This is a genomic window from Acetomicrobium mobile, from assembly GCF_937920065.1.
This window is the reverse complement of the sequence record NZ_CALETC010000251.1, coordinates 1-20,060: the sequence shown is the minus strand read 5'-3', so window position 1 is coordinate 20,060 and position 20,060 is coordinate 1. Positions and strand designations below refer to the sequence as shown.

The window sequence follows — 20,060 nt, the reverse complement described above, 5'->3', positions numbered from 1 at the left end:
TCGTAGGTTCCATTAGCTTCACCGTAGGCAAAGGACCGAAGCTCTAAAAGCAGGTCAAATTTAGCCTTTTACACAAACCTGACGAACTTTTTCGCAAGCCCCAGAAACGCCTTTGCGATTGCGTGTTTTTCCTTTGCCATCAAAGCATCAAAAGAAGTGGGAAACTTATAAATTTTACCCCCGCAAGTAAAGCTATGGCGAATTTGTGCCGATAAAATTAACAGGAACTAAAAAAGAGGTGATGACGATGGTTGAACCAATCGATCCAATAAATAGAGCACATGAAACGAAACCGGTCAAAAAGATTCGTCCTAGATCCGAAGAGATACGAAGCGGCGAGGGCGACGAGTTTAAGGTAAGCTCCTTTGCCAAGACTTTAAAGAAGGCCGTCGAGGAAGCTAAAAAAATTCCGGAAGTTAGAGATGATAAAGTCGAAATATTAAAACGCAAGATACAAGACGGCACGTACGAGCCGGATTTAGATGCGCTTGCTCGGATTTTGCGGAAAGCAGGTTTTAAAGGATGATGATGCCTTGAACGCAAGAGGCTTACCGCCGGAAGAATTGGCCGAGGAAATGACGAGTCTCCTCGAAGGGATGTCGCGTCAGCTTGAAGATATAGTCGAGCTGCTCAAGAAAGAACGACATCTCTTAGGAGGTGGCGATTATGCTGCCTTGCAGTCCTTGGTCAAAGATTTAGAAAAAAAGACAATAGACTTTTTAGAGCTTGAATCAAAACGCAACGGTATTGCCCAGATGATTGCCGATGCACTTGCCTGTGAACCCAAGATATCCGAAATTGCTTTAGTCATGGGGGAGGAAAAGGCAGCGGCTTTGCTTGAAGCGTCAAGAAAGCTGGAGCGTTCCATGAGAAATTTAAAGTCCGAGTTCGACATAACCACACACCTGCTCGATGAATCCAAAAGATTCAGCGAGCTACTCCTGTCCCAGTGGCGCGAGCTGGCAAGCGGAGGCACCTTTAGCATCAGGGGTTAAACAAAAAGGGGAAAATTGCGATGATTAATTCATTTTTCGGCTTAGAAATGGGCCGACGGGCGTTGGATTACTTTCGCAGGGGCATGGAGACTGCCGGGCATAATATATCCAACGCCGACGTCGAAGGCTACTCAAGACAAAGGGTAGAGGCAGGTACCACCACGCCCTTTACTGACCCCGCCTTTAACCGTCCGGCAACGCCCGGCCAAATAGGCACTGGCGTCCAAATTGAAGCCATAAGGAGGCTGCGCGACTCCTTCTTGGATGCACAATACCAGGAGGAGATGTCTGCTTTAGGTTATTGGGAAGCCTTAGAGGAAGCCATAAGCCATATAGAGCTTTTCGTGAACGAACCTGCAGGAGAAGGCTTAAAGGTTGCGTTAGACGAGTTTTGGTCTGCCTTAGAAGAGCTGTCGAAGCGACCCGATAACGCAGCAGCCCGAGAAGGCGTGATCCAAAGCACCAAAAACCTGACCGTCTTTTTGGATCAGTTGGCGAGAAATTATGACCAATACAGGACGTCTTTGAACCAAGATTTGGAATCTTTGGTCACCGAGGCTAATTCTTTGATAGACCAGATAGCAGCGTTGAACGAAAAGATCTCACAAGTTAAGGCTGTAGGCGGCAACCCAAACGATCTGCTCGATCGGCGGGATTTACTCGTCGAACGCTTGAGCGAGCTCATCGATATATCTGTATCTACGACCATACAGGAAGAAGACGGGGACTATAAGATAGACCTTCACGGAAAAATCCTGGTGCAGGGCTCCCAGACGCGACATCTCGTACTGGTCCCCATACCCGGCAACGACGGCTTTTACGACGTTCAAGTAGAAGATAACCTTTTTGATCCCGTAGATAACGCGGACGTGATTTTAGCGGCCATAGAACAGCGAGCCTTAAAGGCCATACACTCCGTCATCGTTCACAGGCTTGCGAGCGAGACCACCTGGAAGGTCGGAACGCCGGGAAGCTTACCGAACGTGGTAAGCCCCGATCAGGAACTTAACTTACACGGTTCTTTTTCGCTTCAGGTCAGTTCCGGCGGAGTCGTTAAAACTTCGCATCAATTTAGCGGCGGCGTACTCCCGCCTCCAGGTTCGGACGAACCTCAAGAGTACAGCTTTCGTCTGGCGGCAGACGGCTTTGAAAGCATCATTTCAATAAATTGGAATGATGCTGATTCCCGATGGGAAATAAGCGACAATATGGGTAACAGTTGGACGGCTTCTTCAACATTGAATGTACAGGATTTATCCGGTTTTATAAACACAAATTATTCTTCATATTTCGATGCGGCCACCACCTCGGATGACCGCCTGACAATCGAATCATCGGACAAACATTTGGTCTCCATTGTCGATATAAAGGGAAATTTTGCCGGCAAAATGGGCATTGCGGACTCGGCAAAGGTCGTCACCATAAACGTTAAAGAAGAAGATAGTTTAACTACGATAGCAAACAAGATAAACGGGGCTTACATGAGCAATGATGGCGCTCCTTCAAAGCCCGAAGAATGGCTTAGGGCTTCCGTAGAGCAGGCTCCTGACGGCACTTATTATCTTACCCTTGAAAGCCAGGTCATGGGAGAAGCCCAGAGAATCAACGTCCTTGGCGATGAAAACGGTGGCCTTTACGTGGCAAGCAACTTGGGCCTTTTAAGAAGCGACGGGACAACTAACTTCATGAGTACCTCAAGCGACGCCCTGGTCACTTTTGACGGCAAAAATTACCTTTCCTCAGTCAACCGTTTTACTGAGGCAAGGCAGATAACCTCTGCGGATGGTTATGCAGCAAAAACCACGAGCGAGGTCTCTCCCGGCATCACGCTTGAACTAAAGAAAGAAGGAAGTGCCTCCATAACCGTAGATCACCATGTGCAGGGCGGCAAGATATACGGCACTTTGGAGGCACGCGATGACCTCATTTTATCTCACCTTGCGTCTTTTGATGAGTTGGCCTACCGGTTGGCTTTGGAAATGAACGCCGTGCATTATTCGGGCCACGGCATGGGAGAAAATTCTGCTCTCACAGGAACGGCCTTTTTTGTCCCCCTGCTTAAACAGAGAGGTGCGGCGAGCTCCTTGCTCATTAATCCGCTTTTGGAAAAAGACACGAGTCTCATTGCTGCGGCCGCAGATGATGGCGATGGCAGCAGCCTTGGAAGCGGCGATGGCACGAAAGCCCTTGCCATGGCCCGGCTCAAACAGACAAAGGTGTTGTCCGGTGGCAGCGCCGATTTCAACGAGTTTTATCTGAGCTTCATTGCAGAAATAGGGGCTCAGGGGAAAAGGACCACGACTATGGCAGATAACCAGCGCGCTTTGACAGATCAGATAAACGCTCAGAGGCAATCGGTCATGGGTGTCAACATCGATGAAGAGATGATGGACATAATAAAATTTCAACAGGCATTCAATGCCATGGCACGTTATATTACGACCATAGACGAAATGCTTGATACGATAATCAACCGCATGGGGATGGTGGGAAGGTAGCATTTTCTTTCGGGAGGTATGTAATATGAACCGCGTGACCAATTCGATGATGAACCAGATTTTTTTGTCGGACATGCACAGCAACTTGGAGCGAATGCTCAAACTTCAAAGGCAGATGTCGACAGGCAAGCTTCATCAGCACCCTTCCGATGATCCCCTGGCAGTTGGCAGGGAATTGTCTCTGTCGACGACTATATTTGAGAACGAGCAATACTTGAAAAATCTTGATGACGGCATGATGTGGCTTTCCAATACCGATGCCGCTTTAAACCAGATCACCGATGTGATACAACGCATCAGGGAGCTTGCCATCTACGCGGGAAACGGGACCTTTGAAGAGACAGAATATGCAGCCATCGCAGAGGAGTTGTACCAACTTCAGGAAGAGCTCATGAATACTGCCAATTTCTCGGTGGAGGGAAGATATTTGTTTTCCGGCCTGAACGCCACACAAAGGCCTTTCGTTCGCGACGCGAATGGCAAAATCATATACATGGGAAATCAACTACACGTTGAATATGAAGTGGAACGGGGAGTTATGGGGCAGGTTTCCCTTCACGGCCGCGAAGTGTTCCCGATCCGCTACCAACAATACACATTGGCCAGTTACGAAGCCCCCTTGTCCTTTTCATGGACCGGTAGGAGCGAAATACTTCAAATACGCGTTGGAGACAGGACAGCCAAAGTTTTGATCCCGGAAAAGTGGTCCGACGACGATAAAGACGGAGTGCAGGAACCTTCAGACGAAAATAACTTTCGAGACCCGGGGGAACTTGTAGGATACAGCTTGGATGAACTGGCATCTCTCATAAACGAAAGTCTGGCCATGGGAGACGTGGGAAAGCTTGTGTCTGTGTCCGTTGAAAAAGACTATGATCGCGGGGTTCAAAGACTCGTTATCAAGGGACATACTGGCGAACCTTTGTCGATTACCTCGTGGCCTTCTCCTGATTTTGAACCATTGCCGAGCGATGGAACCACGGGACAGCCCACGGATCACAGTCACATAGGATTGGCCTCCTATTTGGGCATTGAGACCTCTCTGAAAAGCGTGGAATTTCCGATGGGTCAGGACATAGACCCGACAAATAGCCCAATTTACTGGAGGCTTGAAAGCGGCGGTAACTTTGCCGAGGTGCGCATAGACGGCGGGCCCGCGCTTTCCCTTCAGGACCTGGCGGACAGACTGAACAGCGCGGCAGGAGACTGGCTTCAAGTAATTGTTCAAGGCGACGAGGAAGAATCGTCGGGCATCAACTATGAAGCACCCACCCAAAAGCTCATTTTTCGCACCCTGGACGGTTCAGCTCTTAATATATATGACCTAAATCCGACGGTAAGCGCTTCCGCCGCTAAATTCGGTTTACAAACGGCATTGGTCATGGATGACACAAATACCGTATTTCCCCTGGACGGACTTGATCCCAACATGCCTGCCTTAGTCAATGTCGAAGTAGGAGGAAAAGGTTACGCCGTAAAGCTTTATCGCGACCAAGTTGGCAGCCTTTCCGGCAGCACTTGGAATGTGGATGCCCTAAAGGTTGCCAAGGCCATACAGTCTCAAGTCGGTGAGGATTTGATCGGCTACCGCGAGCTTGAGGACGGCCGTGTGGCCCTTTATTCCAAGACGGGCCAATCCCTGAGGGTTACCGACCTGCCTTTCGGCGATCCTCATTTCGCGGACTATACATCGGGAATTGCGGCAAACCTCGGCATTCATTCCGGTGTTGCGGGGGGCGAAATTGCCGCAGGTTCCGCGCCCTCAAGTGATGGTGTCATTCGCATTGCTTCTGGCGGCCATACGGTTGATATCTCCGTCCTGCAAACAGATACGGCCGAAGATATTGCCAAAAAGATAAAGGGCCTCGCAGGTTCCTGGCTTGACGTGAGCTTATACGACGCCGATTTAAGCGGTTCGTCGGGGAGCCAGAGGATTTCACTGGCGGCCAAGGACGGCTCACCTCTGGCCGTTTATGATGTTCAAGGAGATGTCGCAAACAGCTTTCTGCGAATAGACACTGCTTTGCGCAGCGCCTCCAATGTGTCGGGCTGGACGGGAAGCGGGAGTTTGAGCATCACCGTCAACGGCTATACCCATACCATAGATACCAAAGGCATGAATATAAATGATTTGGTAAATACCGTAAATGCCAGGTTCCAAAGCGGAGATGTCAGGGCTGAGCTTGTGGAAGACGACACTGGCGATGCACGGTTTGTCATGTGGTCGCCCAAAGGATATGTCATCGAAGCTCAGGGAGACATTCCGGGGTTATCCAGTCCTGCAAGTTCGGACGTAAGGGGCGGCGTAGGCCCTTACAACCAGGTGATGACCGAGCGGACTTCTGCCGATATCGGCTCCACCGATTTATTCGGCTTGCTCGACGATCTGATGCAAGCCGTAAGGCAGGGCGACGTTGAAGGCATATCGAACACAATTTTGCCTAAACTCGACGAGGCCATTGATGACATACTTTGCGTTCGTACCCAAACGGGTGCCCTTCAGAAAAGGTACCAAACCTCAAACTCCAGGCTTAAGCAGATGAACTTGAATTATAACGAACTTTACAGCAAGGTGTCAGACACCGATCTCGCCGAAGCGGTCACGAAGTTTGCCATGGCTCAAGCCGTCTACCAGGCTAGTTTGGCCACCATAGCCAGGATAATACAGCCCACGCTGGTAGATTTTTTGCAGTGACAGATCGAGGTGTAAGAATATGTCTGTAGCTGTTAAAGAACTTGAATTGACCTGGAAGGCTAATTTAGAAGCCTTAAAACTTATCCAACCTTACCTAATAGAGCTTCTTGAGCAAAGGGCAGAAGATCTGGGCCTTGCTTCGTGGACGGTAAGCTACAAGGGCCCTTACGTCGAACTTCGCGACGTCGATGGCAAACTCCGCTTCGTCGAAAACACAGGGTTATGTTATAACTGCATCAATGAAAATGTCGAAGGCAAGAGCGCCATCGTGTTAGGCTTGGGCCTTGGCGAGCATTTTTTGACCACCTTTGACTCGATGGATGAAAACATAAGGTTTATTTGCTGTGAATCGCATATACCTCTTTTGTATTGGGCATTACATCTGCACGATTTCTCTCGTTTGATTTCCAAAGGAAAGTTATTTTTCGTCGTTGGGGAAAAGAGGGCCGACAGGGAAGCTCAGTGGCGCAGAATATCCCCATGGGTAAGGCTCATGGGCAAAATAGAACCTTCTATATACATACACAAGCAGTATTCCGGAAGCGATATCTCAAAGATGAAGCAGTTCTTGAGCGAATACAGGGGGATGCTCCTTTCCACCATATCAACGAGCACCATTCCCCTGTTCAGAAATTTGACGGAGACGGCTCAGACCGCGGTAAATGCCTATATATACAGGGATAAAAATATCGTAACCCTTGAGGAAATGCAGGAACACTGGAAAGGAAGGCCTGCCATAGTCGTTTCGGCGGGACCTTCCCTGGACAGGCAGGTCGAGCTTTTAAGGAAAGCGCAGTACCACTGCGTGATCGTTGCCAACGACGTCATCACATATTATTTGATGGAAAAGGGCATAATGCCACATGTTGTGGCAGCCCTGGATTATTCCCATATAGTCTACAAAAAATTGGAAAAAGCGATCAAATTCCTATCTTCCTGCGACCTTAAGCCCGTTCTCGCCTTCGGTAGTAAGGTATATCCCAAACTGATCTACGAATGGCCCGGTCCTCTTTTCCCCAACAAATCGGATGCCGTGGGCCCCAAGGTTTGCGAAATATTGGGCTTAAATCCCTTGGATAACGGCTCCTCTGTAGCTCATTTTTGTTATTCTATAGCGCAGGCCATCTGTCCCGAAGAAGTGATATTTGTGGGCCAGGACCTTGCCTACGGAGAGGAAGGCAGGAGCCATTCAGTTGGTTTTGCTGAAGGATCGGCGCCTGCTGATTTGGAGCTTGAGATCACTTCCTGGGACGGTCGCGGAACGGTCAAGACCAACAGGCATTGGTATGGATTTCTCAGTATATTTGAGCACCTTATAACAGCTTCCCCGGTGCCCGTATATAACTGCACCGAAGGCGGCGCGAAGATAAACGGCGCCATCCATGTGCCTTTCAAGGAAAGGCTCGATGTGCATGTTGAAGTTCCTGCTCCACCCTATTTAAAAGGTTCGAGGATAGAAAATATAGGACTTACCTCGGATAACCAACGCCGTATATTAAAATTGATAAATGGTGTTTTGAAAGATACGGAAGATATAAGAAAGGAATTTCTAAAGGTCAAGAGATTGCCTATTTCAAGGTCCGTTAGCTCCATCAAGAAGACCTATGGTGCGGCTCTTGAAACCTGGCGGGATATTTTTTACCACTGTGAGTTTTTAAGGGGTGCAATCACTTCCCTCAGGTTCAGCAGCAGCGGCGATATATTGAGCAAGGCAATGGTTTTAATAAGCAATATTCAAGGCGCAAAAGAGATCGCCGATCTCTTTCTAGATGATGTAGAGTTCGCTCGGGTCTACTTGCAGGAAATAAAAAGCATTTGGTCCATGTTTTCGCCCATCTTTGAAAAAAAGTGTCAAGAAAATCAGGAAAGCCGGAGAGAAAGCGGCTCCATGCAAATGCACGAGTTATGGCTTGCAGTGGCTTCCTCTGGAGAAAGGCCGTGGTGGAGTGTCTTTTTGAATGCAGAGGACGTAAACTACGAAATATTTCTGGAACTTGTCGCGAAGGCTCACGGTGCCCATCTTCAAGCCCCCTTAAACCAGATGATAGAGGATATACAGGAGCGGGTTCCTTCATGGCTTTACGATCTTTCGAGGAGCTGGTACGACTTTTTATATCATGGACATTTCGAGAAATACCTGATGTTTTTGAGGTCTTACCATAAGGCTGAGCAATTTTTAGCAGCTACGGAGTCGTCCATGGGATGGCTTGAAATCATGGCGTCCTTTCTTCCTGCGCAGCTTAGAGCGTTGGCGCCTTTTGTAAAATTTAGCGACTTCAATGATGAAGCCGATACTTCCCTTTTGGCCGACATGATCAACGTCGAAGCCTTATATTGGGAAGGAAGGCGCAGGGAATTTCTGTCCGAGTTGTCCAAATTGCTGGATAAATTTAAAGCAGAACGCAAAGTTGCACTGGCAATAGCCTCGGCCGGAAGGGGAACGTGGGTTACATCTCTTGTGATTCGGACGTTGAATGCCTGCCTGTGCGCCCGTGTTCCTGCGGAAAAATATCAGGAAAAATTTTCTGAAGCCTTTGGAATTCATGTAAAGCTACAACCTCAAAATGCCGATTAATAAAGAGGGGGGTGATTGCCACAAAGATAAAGGTCGATTTATAGGTGTAGCAGGTTTTGCAATAAGGCTTTCTGTCAGGACGGACAGAAAAAATTTACAACTCACGGAGGAGGTTTTGCAAAATGAGAGTGTACCATAACATTCCTGCCCTATTTACGTATAATTCACTGAGCACTACGAACGATCAGCTTCAAAAATCCATCAACAAATTGTCCACGGGTTTGAGGATCAACAGCGCCGCCGATGACGCCGCAGGGCTGGCCATCAGCGAAAAGATGCGCGGTCAGATCAGAGGCTTGGACATGGCCGTAAGAAATGCCCAGGATGGCATATCAATGATCCAGACGGCCGAAGGCGCATTGAACGAGACTCAGTCCATCTTGCAGAGGATGCGCGAACTGAGCGTTCAGGCCGCTAACGATACCTTGACGGCAAACGACAGGCAGGCCATACAGCTTGAGATAGACCAGCTAAAAGAAGAAATCGACAGAATCGCAAACACTACTCAGTTTAACAAGAAAAAACTGCTTGATGGTTCTGCTTCCATCCTATGGTCTACCGATACCCCCGACACCAAGGTCTTCGTCAGGGGCGGCTTGCGCCAGGTCGATGCTTATGGGCAAAAGACTGCTTTGGAAGGCAACTATAAGGTAACGATAGAGGCGCAGGAAATAGGCCAGGGCCAGGTTCTAAAAACCGACATATTCAAACTTAAGCACGGAAGCGCAGCGGAGATCGGCCAAGTAGCATCCTCAGACAGCAAGCTTTACGACATAGATAAATTCTGGGATGCCAACGGCAAATTCATGCTCGACGATCCCCAAACGCTTACCCTCGTTATGGGCGATGGACAACAGCGCAGCGTGACGATATATGCAGATGACACTCTGGCATCATTGGCTGAAAAACTGGGTGGAGCTATACAGGATATGCAGAGTGCCTATGTGTCTACGGCAGCTGTTACAGCAGGCAATCTAGTCCAGTATGTGGCCCCGGGGAGTGCTACTACATCTGGAAACCTTACCGTAGAGGGTACTATTGTCATATCCAGTGCCGTCGTAGGCAAGGCCGGGGAGATCACGTTTATAGGTGACGAGGACCTGCTTAAAGCTTTGAGCTTGAGCCAAGTCCAGGAAAGCAAAGAAAATAGGTTTACGGTTACCGTTACCGATGCACACAGCGGTGATTCGGTGGCTGAGGCCAGCGTTACGGGGAACCTGCTCGTCGGCATAGTCCACGAAAATGTCGATGTGGAGTTCAATAGCATGGCAGATGTAACTGTTTCTTGGTCAATTACAAATGGCAACTGGTCTTTTAAACAGATTAGTTCAGGACCAACTGATGCATTTACCACATATATCCATTTAGCCGACAATACCACAGTCTTTCAGATCGGGGCTAATGAAGGCGAAGATATGGGAGTTGACCTCGGCGATATGTCTGTCCGATCGCTGGGGATCCATCGCGTGTTGGTTACTGACCGCGAATCGGCTGCCCGGTCCATATCTATCATTGACGGTGCCATTGATAAGGTTTCTAGTCAAAGGGCAAAGCTAGGCGCTTACCAGAACAGGTTGGAACACACCATAAACAACCTGACCACTGCATCCCAGAACCTGACCGCTGCCGAAAGCCGCATCCGCGACCTCGACATGGCCCAGGAAATGATGAACTTTACTAAGCTGCAGATCTTGATGCAGGCCGGCAACGCCATGCTCGCCCAGGCTAACATACTGCCTCAGGCCGTGTTGCAGTTGCTGCGGTAACAGGTTAGTTAAAAACGCACAATAATTTGGGCAGTTACTCCTAGCCTTCGCAAGGGAGGAAACCTCCTCCCTTGCGAAGCGATTAAGCGTAGCAACATTTTAAAGCGCGGGTTTCCGTTTCGAGGAGGGTGCGTGTCATGAGCGTCGACGGCATCAGCAGGTTGAGTTCTTTCTCTCAGGGAAACAACGTACCAAAGGCAACTGAGACTAACCTTGAGGGAGCTGTTTACAAAGAAAGCATCAATTTTGAAAGAATACAAGCAAAAGCAAATGATGAAAAAAGTTTGCGGGAATACTCCAAAGAGGACATCAAATCCGCCATCCGCAAGGCCGAACAGATGGCTATTATCTTCGACCGAAGCCTTAAGTTCAAGTACATCGAAGAAGCCGACATCTACCAGGTTCACGTCATCGACCACGCCCACCACGACAAAGTTATCCGTAAAATTCCCCCTGACGAATTAATACATTTTATAGCAAGGGTGAACGAAATGATCGGCGCTCTTTTCGAGGCCAAGGTCTAAAATTCCGGGGTCAGGTCTTTAATCTTGAATTTTAGTTAAACAGGTTAACACAGTTGCTGAAAAATGTTTCATTTCCCTTTAAATAAACTGAGGCCTAAATTAAGGCTAAGCAAAACCAAGTTCTATTGAGCATTTTTGTGATATTGTCAGTTTGCAATGTAATATATATTGGGCTTTTTCTGTAATCTTTTTATCTAAATTAATCGAGTAAAGCAACATAGCCTGATTTTAAAGAATGTACAAGATTTTATGTTTTAATCCCGTTGCTAAAAATGATATCCGGCTATTCAGTTACGTTGCTGAAGATTTTATTAAGATGATGCAGTATTTGAGGAGGTTGGCTTGAAGCGAGATCATGGAAAGCATAAGGGAGCTTGAAAGAGGATTTGTAGACGCGGAAGAAAAGCTTAACAACGCTAAAGAGATCATTGTTTTTGGAGCAAGCAGCGGCGGCAAGAATGTTAAAGCATATTTGGAAACGTATATGAAACTTCGCGTTCATTATTTTGTCGATAACGATCCGGAAAAGTGGGATAAAAGCATAGATGACGTACCGATCATTTCTCCTTCGAGATTATTGGCTATTTATAGTTCATTTACCAATCCGCTGATATGTATCGCCAGCGATTGGGCAAAAGATATAGTACATCAACTGCGAGAGATGGGGGTAAAAAACTACATCGACATTAACTATTTAGGTAAAATGCAAGATAGTTCCGACCGTGAAAAACTCGCAAGTCATATAACAGAGTTGGAAAAGGTATGTCATTTTCTTGCTGATACTGAGTCAAAGGAAATTTTTCTCTCGGTTTTGGAGCATCGCAAATCTTTAGATCCTATCTGTTTAAGAGTTTCTGAGTACGATCAATATTGCCACCCCTTAATAGGTTTTGCGAGATGTAGGGTTTTATTTGATGTTGGGGCATGGACGGGGGATACAGCAATTAAATTTGCAAAACTTATAGATCAAAATGGTAAAATTGTGGCCTTTGAACCGACACCGCATAGCATGGCTAATTTATGTAAAAATATTCACGATGAAGGCCTTGAAAATAAGGTCATTCCGGTAGCTGCAGGAATAAGCGACAGAAACGGATATGCATGGATTCAGCTGAACCAGCACAGCAGTTCTAATTGCATTTCATCAACGGGTTCCGTGTTGGTCAACATCACAACCATAGACGATTTCTGCAATGAAGTCAATTTGGTGCCCAATCTGATAAAGATGGACATAGAAGGTAGTGAGATGGCGGCATTACGCGGGGCAAAGAATACCATTGTTAAATATGGCCCAGGACTTCAGGCGTGCATTTACCATCGCTGTGAGGATTTATGGGAAATTCCGCTTTTCCTCAAAGAACTTCGGCCTGATTATAAGCTTTATTTAGGGCACCATACTCAGAATCTTCGTGAAACTGTGTTATACGCTATGCGTTAAAAAATAATAAACTACGAAGATCTTTTAGTAAGAAGAATTAAATTGAAAGGAATATGATATATGAATATCCTGATGTGTACTACTTTTTTGCACGGCGGTGCAGGAAAGGTAGTTTGCGATTTATCTTGTAGTCTTTTAAATCGGGGCCACAAAGTGTTTGTTTTTGCTTCTAAGACCACATATCCTGGGTATGAACATTACGAAAAGTATCTAGAAGACCTACGACGTCAACATGTCTCAATAATCTTGTGCGATTCCACTTTTAAACGAGATATATATCAAAATATAAATGCCTCTATGGCTCTACGACAGTTATTGATAAAGGAAGATATAGATGTCATTCACTCCCATGCCGCAGTCCCAAGCATGGTGGCAATGATTGCCAGGTCAGGCTTAAATAGATACATTCCGATTTTACAAACTATGCATGGTTGGGGAATGAACAAAACTATGGAACAAGAAAAGATGGATGTTTTTTTACTCGATTGTGTTGACCAGGTCATAGCTGTTTCCAAAGGGGATTATATATTATTGAGATCATTAGGAGTGCAAAACCCTAATATGCGAGTACTCTATAACGGAATTTGTGAGTGTCTTAATTGTGAATATGAATATGATGATCCGGATTGGCAAAAACTGATTTCCCTTAGGCAATCTGGAGTAAAAATCATTGGTTGTATAGGAACTATTGGAAAAAGGAAAAATCAGGCTTTACTTGTTGATGCGTTAAATAAAATCCCATCAGATTGCGGAAAAATAATGGCCGTTTTTATAGGTGAAGGCGATATTGAAATGTTGCGACAGTTAGCTGATGAATTAGGCATAAGAGGCAGTGTTGTTTTTACCGGTTACAAAAAAGAGGCGTCCCATTTTTTAAAGCTTATGGATATGCTAGTGCTTCCTTCAGTGAGCGAAGGGTTGCCGTTAAGTTTAGTTGAAGGAATGCGAGAGAAAGTTATAAGAGTTGGTAGCAATATTCCAGGAATTAATGAAGTAATTGCGGATGGAGAAACAGGCTTTTTATTCCCAAGTGGGGATGCTGACTCCTTGGCCAGAGTATTGATTCACGTACTTGAGATGGATGATGCAGAAAAGAAACGGATTATCGATAAAGCATATGCCGATTTTAAAGCCCGATTTACGTTAGATAAAATGATAAGTTGTCACCTTGACCTATACAATGAAATGCTGAATAGGAGGATATAACTCTGGAAACTATGATGGGTTTTTGTAAGATTGTTTATTAAGTAAAGATAAAGTAACCATTATCGGCACCATTGCTTATCAAAAAATGCAACGGTGCCGATAATTTATATAGAATTTGTATGTGCATGTCATCGAGCAGGGGGATAGTTTTATGTATATGGACGGTAAGGTTATTTTAGTTACCGGGGGGACCGGGTCGTTTGGGAAAAAATTTACCCGCACGCTCCTTGAAACCCACAACCCCAAGGCTGTAAGGATCTTTTCTAGAGGAGAATATTTGCAGTACCAGATGCGCCAAGAGTTCGACGATGACCTTAGGCTAAGGTTTTTCATAGGAGACGTCAGAGACAGGGAGCGCGTATATCGTGCGATGAACGGCGTTGATATAGTCGTCCATGCCGCGGCCTTAAAGCAGGTCCCAACGTGCGAATACAACCCCATCGAAGCAATAAAGACAAACATCGACGGGTCGGCAAACGTCATAGATGCCGCAATAGATAACGGCGTTGAAAAGGTCATGGCCATAAGTACGGACAAGGCCGTGCAGCCCGTCAATCTCTACGGAGCCACTAAGCTTGTCGCGGAAAAGCTGTTCGTTCAGGCCAATGCCTACACGGGGAGCAGAAAGACTAAATTCAGCGTCGTTCGCTACGGGAACGTCGTGGGAAGCAGGGGAAGCGTGGTGCCTTTGTTTTTAACCCAGCGGGAAAAGGGCAGGATAACGCTTACCGACGAACGTATGACCAGGTTTTGGATCACCCTGGAGCAGGGAGTGCGTTTCGTCATCGACAGCATCGGCAGGATGCAGGGCGGCGAGATTTTTGTGCCTAAAATTCCAAGCATGCGCTTAGTTGACCTTGCTGACGTCCTGGCTCCGGGGATATGCAAGGAGACCATAGGCATACGTCCGGGCGAAAAACTTCACGAATGCCTGATTACGGCAGAAGAGGCAAGACACGCCAGGGAATATGACGGCTTTTACGTCATCGAACCGGAGCATTCCTTTTGGAAGAAAGATGACGGCGACGGCGGTAAACCTTTGCCGGACGGTTTTTGCTATACCAGCGACAGCAACGGCTGGTGGCTTACGGGAGAAGAACTTAAAGACATGGTCGAAAGCCTGGACGATTACGCAAAGCAAGGCAAGGTGAATTGAGCTTGGACGATAAAAATACTTTAGCTGTAGAGGGAGGTAGTCCCGTAAGAAATACGCTCCTGCCTTACGGCCATCAGTGCATAGACGAAGGCGATATAAAAGCGGTCGTCGACGTGCTGCGCTCGGATTGGCTGACCACAGGGCCCAAAGTGGCGGAGTTTGAAAAGCGCTTTGCCGAAATGGTGGGGGCTAAATATGCCGTCGCCGTAAACAGCGGTACGGCAGCGCTTCATGCTGCAGCCTTTGCTGCAGGCATAGGTCCGGGAGACGAGGTCATAACGACGCCTATGACATTTGCTGCAAGCGCAAACTGCGTGCTTTACTGTGGGGGACGTCCCGTCTTTGCCGATGTTGAGGCCGACACGCTGCTTTTGGATCCTTCCTCGGTGGAGTCGAAGGTCTCGCCCAAGACGAAGGCCATAATAGCAGTAGATTACGCGGGTCAACCCTGCGATTATGACGCCTTAAAAAAACTTTCCGATGAACACGGTCTTATCCTCATAGCCGATGCCTGTCATGCGCTGGGTGCTACATACAAAAACCGTAAGGTTGGAACGCTTGCCGATATGACCGTTTTTAGCTTTCACCCCGTAAAGCATATAACTACAGGTGAAGGCGGGATGGTTATAACAGATAATCCTGAATTTGCCGTAAAATTGCGCGCCTTTAGAAACCACGGCATTACCACGGACCACAGACAGCGCGAGGCTAACGGCTCATGGTTTTACGAAATGGCCGAACTGGGCTACAATTACAGGTTACCCGACATAAACTGCGCCTTGGGATTAAGCCAATTAAAGAAGCTCGATAAATTCGTGGCAAGAAGAAGGCAAATAGCTGCCCTTTACGACTCGGCCTTTGCTGATATGCCTGCACTTTCTCCATTAGCCCAGCGGGACGACAGGAAGTCTTCGTATCATCTTTACGTAGTTAGGCTTAATTTAAGCAAGCTTAACGCGAATCGCCAGCAGGTCTTTGGCGCCCTGCGGGCCGAAAACATCGGCGTTAACGTGCACTATATTCCCGTTTATTGGCATCCTTATTACAATAAGTTGGGTTATGGAAAAGGTTTGTGCCCTGTGGCGGAGAAAGCTTACGAAGAAATCGTTACGCTTCCCTTGTTTCCTGCGATGAGCGACAGGGACGCCGAGGATGTCATTAGGGCGGTTAAAAAAGCGCTTAGCGCGTACGCTGAGTAAATTAAGCATTTTGGGGTGAATGGATATGACTCGCATAGTAGCTATAGTTCAAGCCCACATGGGAAGCACGCGCCTTCCGGGCAAGGTGTTAAAGGATTTGGCAGGAAAACCCATGCTTGCAAGGGTCGTAAACCGCATGCGAAGGGCTAAGTTGCTGGACGAGGTCGTCGTGGCAACCACGACAAAACCCGGAGACGATGTCCTGGTAGATTTGTGCAAAAGCGAAGGCTGGCCCTGGTTTCGGGGAAGCGAAGAGGATGTGTTGGACCGTTATTACAGGGCAGCAAAACAGTTTTCTGCCGATGTGGTCGTTCGCATCACATCGGACTGTCCTTTGATAGAGCCTGAAGTTACTGATTTGGTGATTAAAGAATTCATCGAGGCAAAACCGGATTATGCCCATACCCGTAATTATCCGCGCGGACTTGATACTGAGGTCTTTGGCTTTGACGTTTTGGAGCGAATATGGCATGAGGACAAAAACCCCGCCTGGCGCGAGCATGTTACGCCTTACATTTACCGCCATCCAGAAAAATTTAGCATAAAGGCCGTTTGCAACGACGAAGATCTGTCTTTCATGCGCTGGACGGTGGACACCCAGGAAGACCTGGAATTTGTCCGCCGTATTTACGACCACTTTGGGCACGATTTGTTCTCCTGGCGCGAGGTGCTAGATTTGCTAAAAGAACACCCCGAATGGCTTGAGATCAATAAACACATCGTACAAAAGACACTGCCATGAGTTTAGGTAATGGTGTTTTGTTGGTACGCGTCGACTCCGGCATAAATATGGGCAGCGGCCATGTAATGCGCTGTCTTGCCTTGGCTCAGGCTTGGCAGGATGGTGGTGGTGATGTGGTATTTGTCTTGGCAACGGAATCGCTTAACGCAGAGGCAAGACTCACCGCCGAGGGGTTTGAGGTCGTTTATATAAACGCGAAGCCCGGCAGTGCGGAGGATGCACGTTTGACGACGAAGCTGGCGCATAAATTTGGGGCCTCATGGGTCGTTGTTGACGGATATCATTTTGGCGGAGATTATCAAAAGATCATAAAAGAAGCAGGCCTAAATCTTTTGTTCATCGACGACTACGGACATGCAGACTATTACCCGGCCGACATAGTTTTAAACCAAAACATACATGCCGACGAAGATCTTTACCGAAACAGGGCTTCCTATACGAAACTTCTGCTTGGAACCCGCTACGTGCTCTTAAGGCGTGAGTTTTTAAGGTGGCAAGGTTACAAGCGGGAAATACCAGAGATTGCCCGAAAGATGCTTGTCACGATGGGGGGAAGCGACCCGCAAAACGTCACGCTAAAGGTGCTTCAGGCGTTAAAGAATATCGACATAGACGGCTTTGAAGCCGTTTGCGTAGTCGGTGGCAGCAATCCTCATTATGATGCCTTAAAAGATTTTGTTGAGACCGCAAATTTGCCTGTTCGCATCGAAAGAGACGTTAAAGATATGTCCCAACTGATGGCCTGGGCTGATGTGGCTATAACTGCAGGAGGCACAACCTGTTGGGAGCTGGCGTTTATGGGGGTGCCGTTCGTTGGATTGAGTCGCGCGAAGCAAGAGGCAATTTTATTACAAGAAACTACCCGTATAGGCATGTCATTGAACATGGGTGAACATCAGAATCTTGAGCCATGTGATATTAGTGAGGTATTAATGCGTTTGATCAAAGACAAAAGACAGCGCTCGACAATGATCTCTATTGGGTGTTTAAACATAGACGGATTAGGTTTTCAACGACTTATCAAAGCGATGAATGAGGGTGAAATTTGATATGAGGTGGAATGGGAAAAAAGTATTGATTACAGGTTCTATGGGAATAATAGGAAGAGCGCTTGTCAGCCGATTGGTTTCGGAGAGCGCTCAACTTTTGTCCGTGGATATAAAACCTACCAACTGGAGCGATAATTCTATAAAGCACGTTCAAGCAGACCTTTCAAAGGTAATACCTGATGAATGCGCTTCATTTGGGCCTGAGGTGATCTTTCATCTGGCAGCTACTTTTGAAAGAACGATAGAAAGCCCGGGCTATTGGAAGACCAGTTTTGACAACAATGTTTTAGCCACGCACAGGTTGCTGGAAAAGGTATCTTCATTGGATTCTCTTAAGCTGTTTGTCTTTGCTTCCAGTTATTTGATATATGATCCCAAGTTGTATATGGGAGCTATAGAAGTTTGCAGTTTAAAAGAGACTGATCCAATCGCTCCAAGAAACCTGGTGGGTCTTGCCAAATATTTCACGGAGAGGGAGTTAAGTTTTCTAGAAGACACAGAGAGGCAATTTCGAGCAGTTTCCGCGCGTATTTTTAGGGTATATGGTCGAGGCTCGCGCGACGTCATTTCTCGATGGGTTCGCGCTGGATTGCGAGGAGAGCGAATTGAAGTTTTGGGGAAAGACAGCCGATTTGATTACATTTATGCCGATGATGTGGCCGAGGGCCTGATTAAACTCGCCGAATCGCAAAATGCCGAAGGCATTGTTAACCTAGGTTCAGGCAGGTCTAGAAGCATTGGCGAAGTAATCGATATTTTGAAACAAAAGATAGGTACCTTGCAGATTAACGAAATTGCTTCTGATATTCAGAGGGAGTCAAGCCAAGCAGATATGTCTCTGTTTAATAAGATAACAGGCTGGGTTTCCAGCACGACGCTCGAAGAAGGCATACAACAAATTGTCGAATATGAAAGGAAGCTAGTGCGGAATGGACAATAAGTATAAAGTTTTATCCTGGCAACTAGAGGAACTGATTGCTCGATGAACGTCCTAATCACCAGCGTCTCCCGTAAGGTATCGCTCGTAAAAGCCTTTAGCCGGGCTTTAAGCGAAGAAGGCGGGGGAAAGGTAATAGCAATAGACGCAAGCCCAAAGTCCGCAGCGCTGTATTTTGCGGATAAGGCGTACATTGTCCCGACAGGTCTGGGCGAGGATTTTCGTGAGACGGTGCAGAATATTTGCAGGAAGAACGAGATAAAACTTCTCATACCTACAAGAGATGAAGAGTTGCCCTTCTTTGTCGGGGAGCGGGAAAGGCTGAACGATATCGGTGTATGCGTGATGGTTTCAAGCTCGCATGCTATTAAAATATGCCAGGACAAAGGCCTGTTCGTTGAATTTTGTTTGAAACACGGCTTTTCAGTGCCTAAAACTTATAAAGAAACGGATATAGTTTTTGATTTCCCCCTTTTTGTCAAGGACAGGTTTGGCAAGGGAAGCAAGAGCGCGTTTCGCGTGAATTCAAAACCTGAGCTGGATTACTTTTTAAACCGCCTAGAGGATCCAATCGTTCAGGAATATGTTGAGGCGCCGGAATATACCGTTGACCTGTTTGCGGATTTCGCGGGTAATATATTGAGCGTAGTTCCCCGTCAGCGACTGTCGATATTTGGCGGTGAGTCGTTCATAGGCAGAACGTGCAAAAATTGGGATATAATTAACGAATCGATGCGCTTGGCCAAAGCCTTAAATTTAATCGGCCATAACACTATTCAATGTTTCTTGCATAACGGACAGGTAAAGTTCATAGAAGTCAATCCCCGCTACGGAGGAGCGGCAAGCCTTGGCTTCGCTGCCGGTGCGTTTACGCCTCGAATGCTTGTGCGCCTTGTTTTAGGTAGAGAAGTCAAACCTTGTGTCGGAGATTTTAAGGATAATCTGCATATGCTTCGCTACACTGACGACATCTTTGTTGATGAAGATAAAATGAAACAAATTGCGCATCGAATAGATGAAATGTGAAAGGAGCCGGGGTAAATGGGTGCAACTTTTGCAATTAATAATCGTGATATAGGGCCTGGTTATCCTACCTACATAATTGCCGAGATGTCGGCCAACCACAGTCAGTCTTTCGAGCAGGCCGCAAAAACCGTACGCGCTGCCAAAGAGGCAGGAGCTGACGCTATAAAGCTTCAAACCTATACGCCCGATACCATGACCGTTAAATCAGATTCCTCCTTGTTTTGTCATAAATCCGGCAGCCTTTGGGAGGGCAA

General features: G+C 47.0%; 16 protein-coding genes. All 16 read left to right on the top strand.

Annotated elements, in window-relative coordinates:
* The first annotated feature begins 247 nt into the window (after nucleotides 1-247).
* Nucleotides 248-526, top strand: coding sequence for a flagellar biosynthesis anti-sigma factor FlgM (gene flgM / locus Q7P41_RS09520; RefSeq protein WP_303883801.1), 279 nt, complete (start codon nucleotides 248-250; stop codon nucleotides 524-526).
* Nucleotides 483-995, top strand: a complete 513-nt coding sequence (locus tag Q7P41_RS09515) for a flagellar biosynthesis protein FlgN (RefSeq protein WP_303883799.1) — start codon at nucleotides 483-485, stop codon at nucleotides 993-995. The genes flgM and Q7P41_RS09515 overlap by 44 nt, the downstream gene beginning before the upstream one ends.
* A 20-nt stretch (nucleotides 996-1,015) precedes the next feature.
* Complete coding sequence (gene flgK / locus Q7P41_RS09510) at nucleotides 1,016-3,493, top strand: flagellar hook-associated protein FlgK (protein ID WP_303883798.1); 2,478 nt, start codon at nucleotides 1,016-1,018, stop codon at nucleotides 3,491-3,493.
* A gap of 25 nt (nucleotides 3,494-3,518) precedes the next feature.
* Complete coding sequence (gene flgL / locus Q7P41_RS09505) at nucleotides 3,519-6,188, top strand: flagellar hook-associated protein FlgL (RefSeq protein WP_303883796.1); 2,670 nt, start codon at nucleotides 3,519-3,521, stop codon at nucleotides 6,186-6,188.
* Between the two features lie 19 nt (nucleotides 6,189-6,207).
* Nucleotides 6,208-8,763 (top strand): motility associated factor glycosyltransferase family protein, encoded by a 2,556-nt coding sequence (locus Q7P41_RS09500; protein ID WP_303883795.1) that lies wholly within the window; start codon nucleotides 6,208-6,210, stop codon nucleotides 8,761-8,763.
* 122 nt (nucleotides 8,764-8,885) lie between these two features.
* On the top strand, nucleotides 8,886-10,529 hold the full coding sequence (locus tag Q7P41_RS09495; RefSeq protein WP_303883794.1) for a flagellin: 1,644 nt from the start codon (nucleotides 8,886-8,888) through the stop codon (nucleotides 10,527-10,529).
* Nucleotides 10,530-10,666: 137 nt separating this feature from the next.
* Nucleotides 10,667-11,053, top strand: coding sequence for a flagellar protein FlaG (locus tag Q7P41_RS09490; protein ID WP_303883792.1), 387 nt, complete (start codon nucleotides 10,667-10,669; stop codon nucleotides 11,051-11,053).
* A 355-nt stretch (nucleotides 11,054-11,408) separates the two neighbouring features.
* On the top strand, nucleotides 11,409-12,491 hold the full coding sequence (locus Q7P41_RS09485; protein ID WP_303883790.1) for an FkbM family methyltransferase: 1,083 nt from the start codon (nucleotides 11,409-11,411) through the stop codon (nucleotides 12,489-12,491).
* 60 nt (nucleotides 12,492-12,551) lie between these two features.
* Nucleotides 12,552-13,697, top strand: a complete 1,146-nt coding sequence (locus Q7P41_RS09480) for a glycosyltransferase family 4 protein (protein ID WP_303883789.1) — start codon at nucleotides 12,552-12,554, stop codon at nucleotides 13,695-13,697.
* A 151-nt stretch (nucleotides 13,698-13,848) separates the two neighbouring features.
* The gene (gene pseB, locus Q7P41_RS09475; protein ID WP_303883787.1) at nucleotides 13,849-14,853 is read left to right on the top strand and encodes a UDP-N-acetylglucosamine 4,6-dehydratase (inverting); all 1,005 of its coding nucleotides are present in this window, start codon (nucleotides 13,849-13,851) and stop codon (nucleotides 14,851-14,853) included.
* Nucleotides 14,854-14,855: 2 nt separating this feature from the next.
* Nucleotides 14,856-16,052: a UDP-4-amino-4,6-dideoxy-N-acetyl-beta-L-altrosamine transaminase gene (pseC, locus tag Q7P41_RS09470; RefSeq protein ID WP_303883785.1), complete on the top strand. Its 1,197-nt coding sequence runs from the start codon at nucleotides 14,856-14,858 to the stop codon at nucleotides 16,050-16,052.
* Between the two features lie 25 nt (nucleotides 16,053-16,077).
* Nucleotides 16,078-16,794 (top strand): glycosyltransferase family protein, encoded by a 717-nt coding sequence (locus Q7P41_RS09465; protein ID WP_303883783.1) that lies wholly within the window; start codon nucleotides 16,078-16,080, stop codon nucleotides 16,792-16,794.
* Nucleotides 16,791-17,843, top strand: a complete 1,053-nt coding sequence (gene pseG, locus Q7P41_RS09460) for a UDP-2,4-diacetamido-2,4,6-trideoxy-beta-L-altropyranose hydrolase (RefSeq protein ID WP_303883781.1) — start codon at nucleotides 16,791-16,793, stop codon at nucleotides 17,841-17,843. The genes Q7P41_RS09465 and pseG overlap by 4 nt, the downstream gene beginning before the upstream one ends.
* A gap of 1 nt (nucleotide 17,844) precedes the next feature.
* The gene (locus Q7P41_RS09455; protein WP_303883780.1) at nucleotides 17,845-18,783 is read left to right on the top strand and encodes an NAD(P)-dependent oxidoreductase; all 939 of its coding nucleotides are present in this window, start codon (nucleotides 17,845-17,847) and stop codon (nucleotides 18,781-18,783) included.
* Between the two features lie 42 nt (nucleotides 18,784-18,825).
* Entirely contained in the window at nucleotides 18,826-19,806 is a 981-nt protein-coding gene (locus Q7P41_RS09450; RefSeq protein WP_303883778.1) for an ATP-grasp domain-containing protein, read from the top strand.
* Nucleotides 19,807-19,821: 15 nt separating this feature from the next.
* Nucleotides 19,822-20,060: N-acetylneuraminate synthase family protein (locus Q7P41_RS09445; RefSeq protein WP_303883776.1), on the top strand; the 239-nt coding region annotated here is incomplete at its 3' end.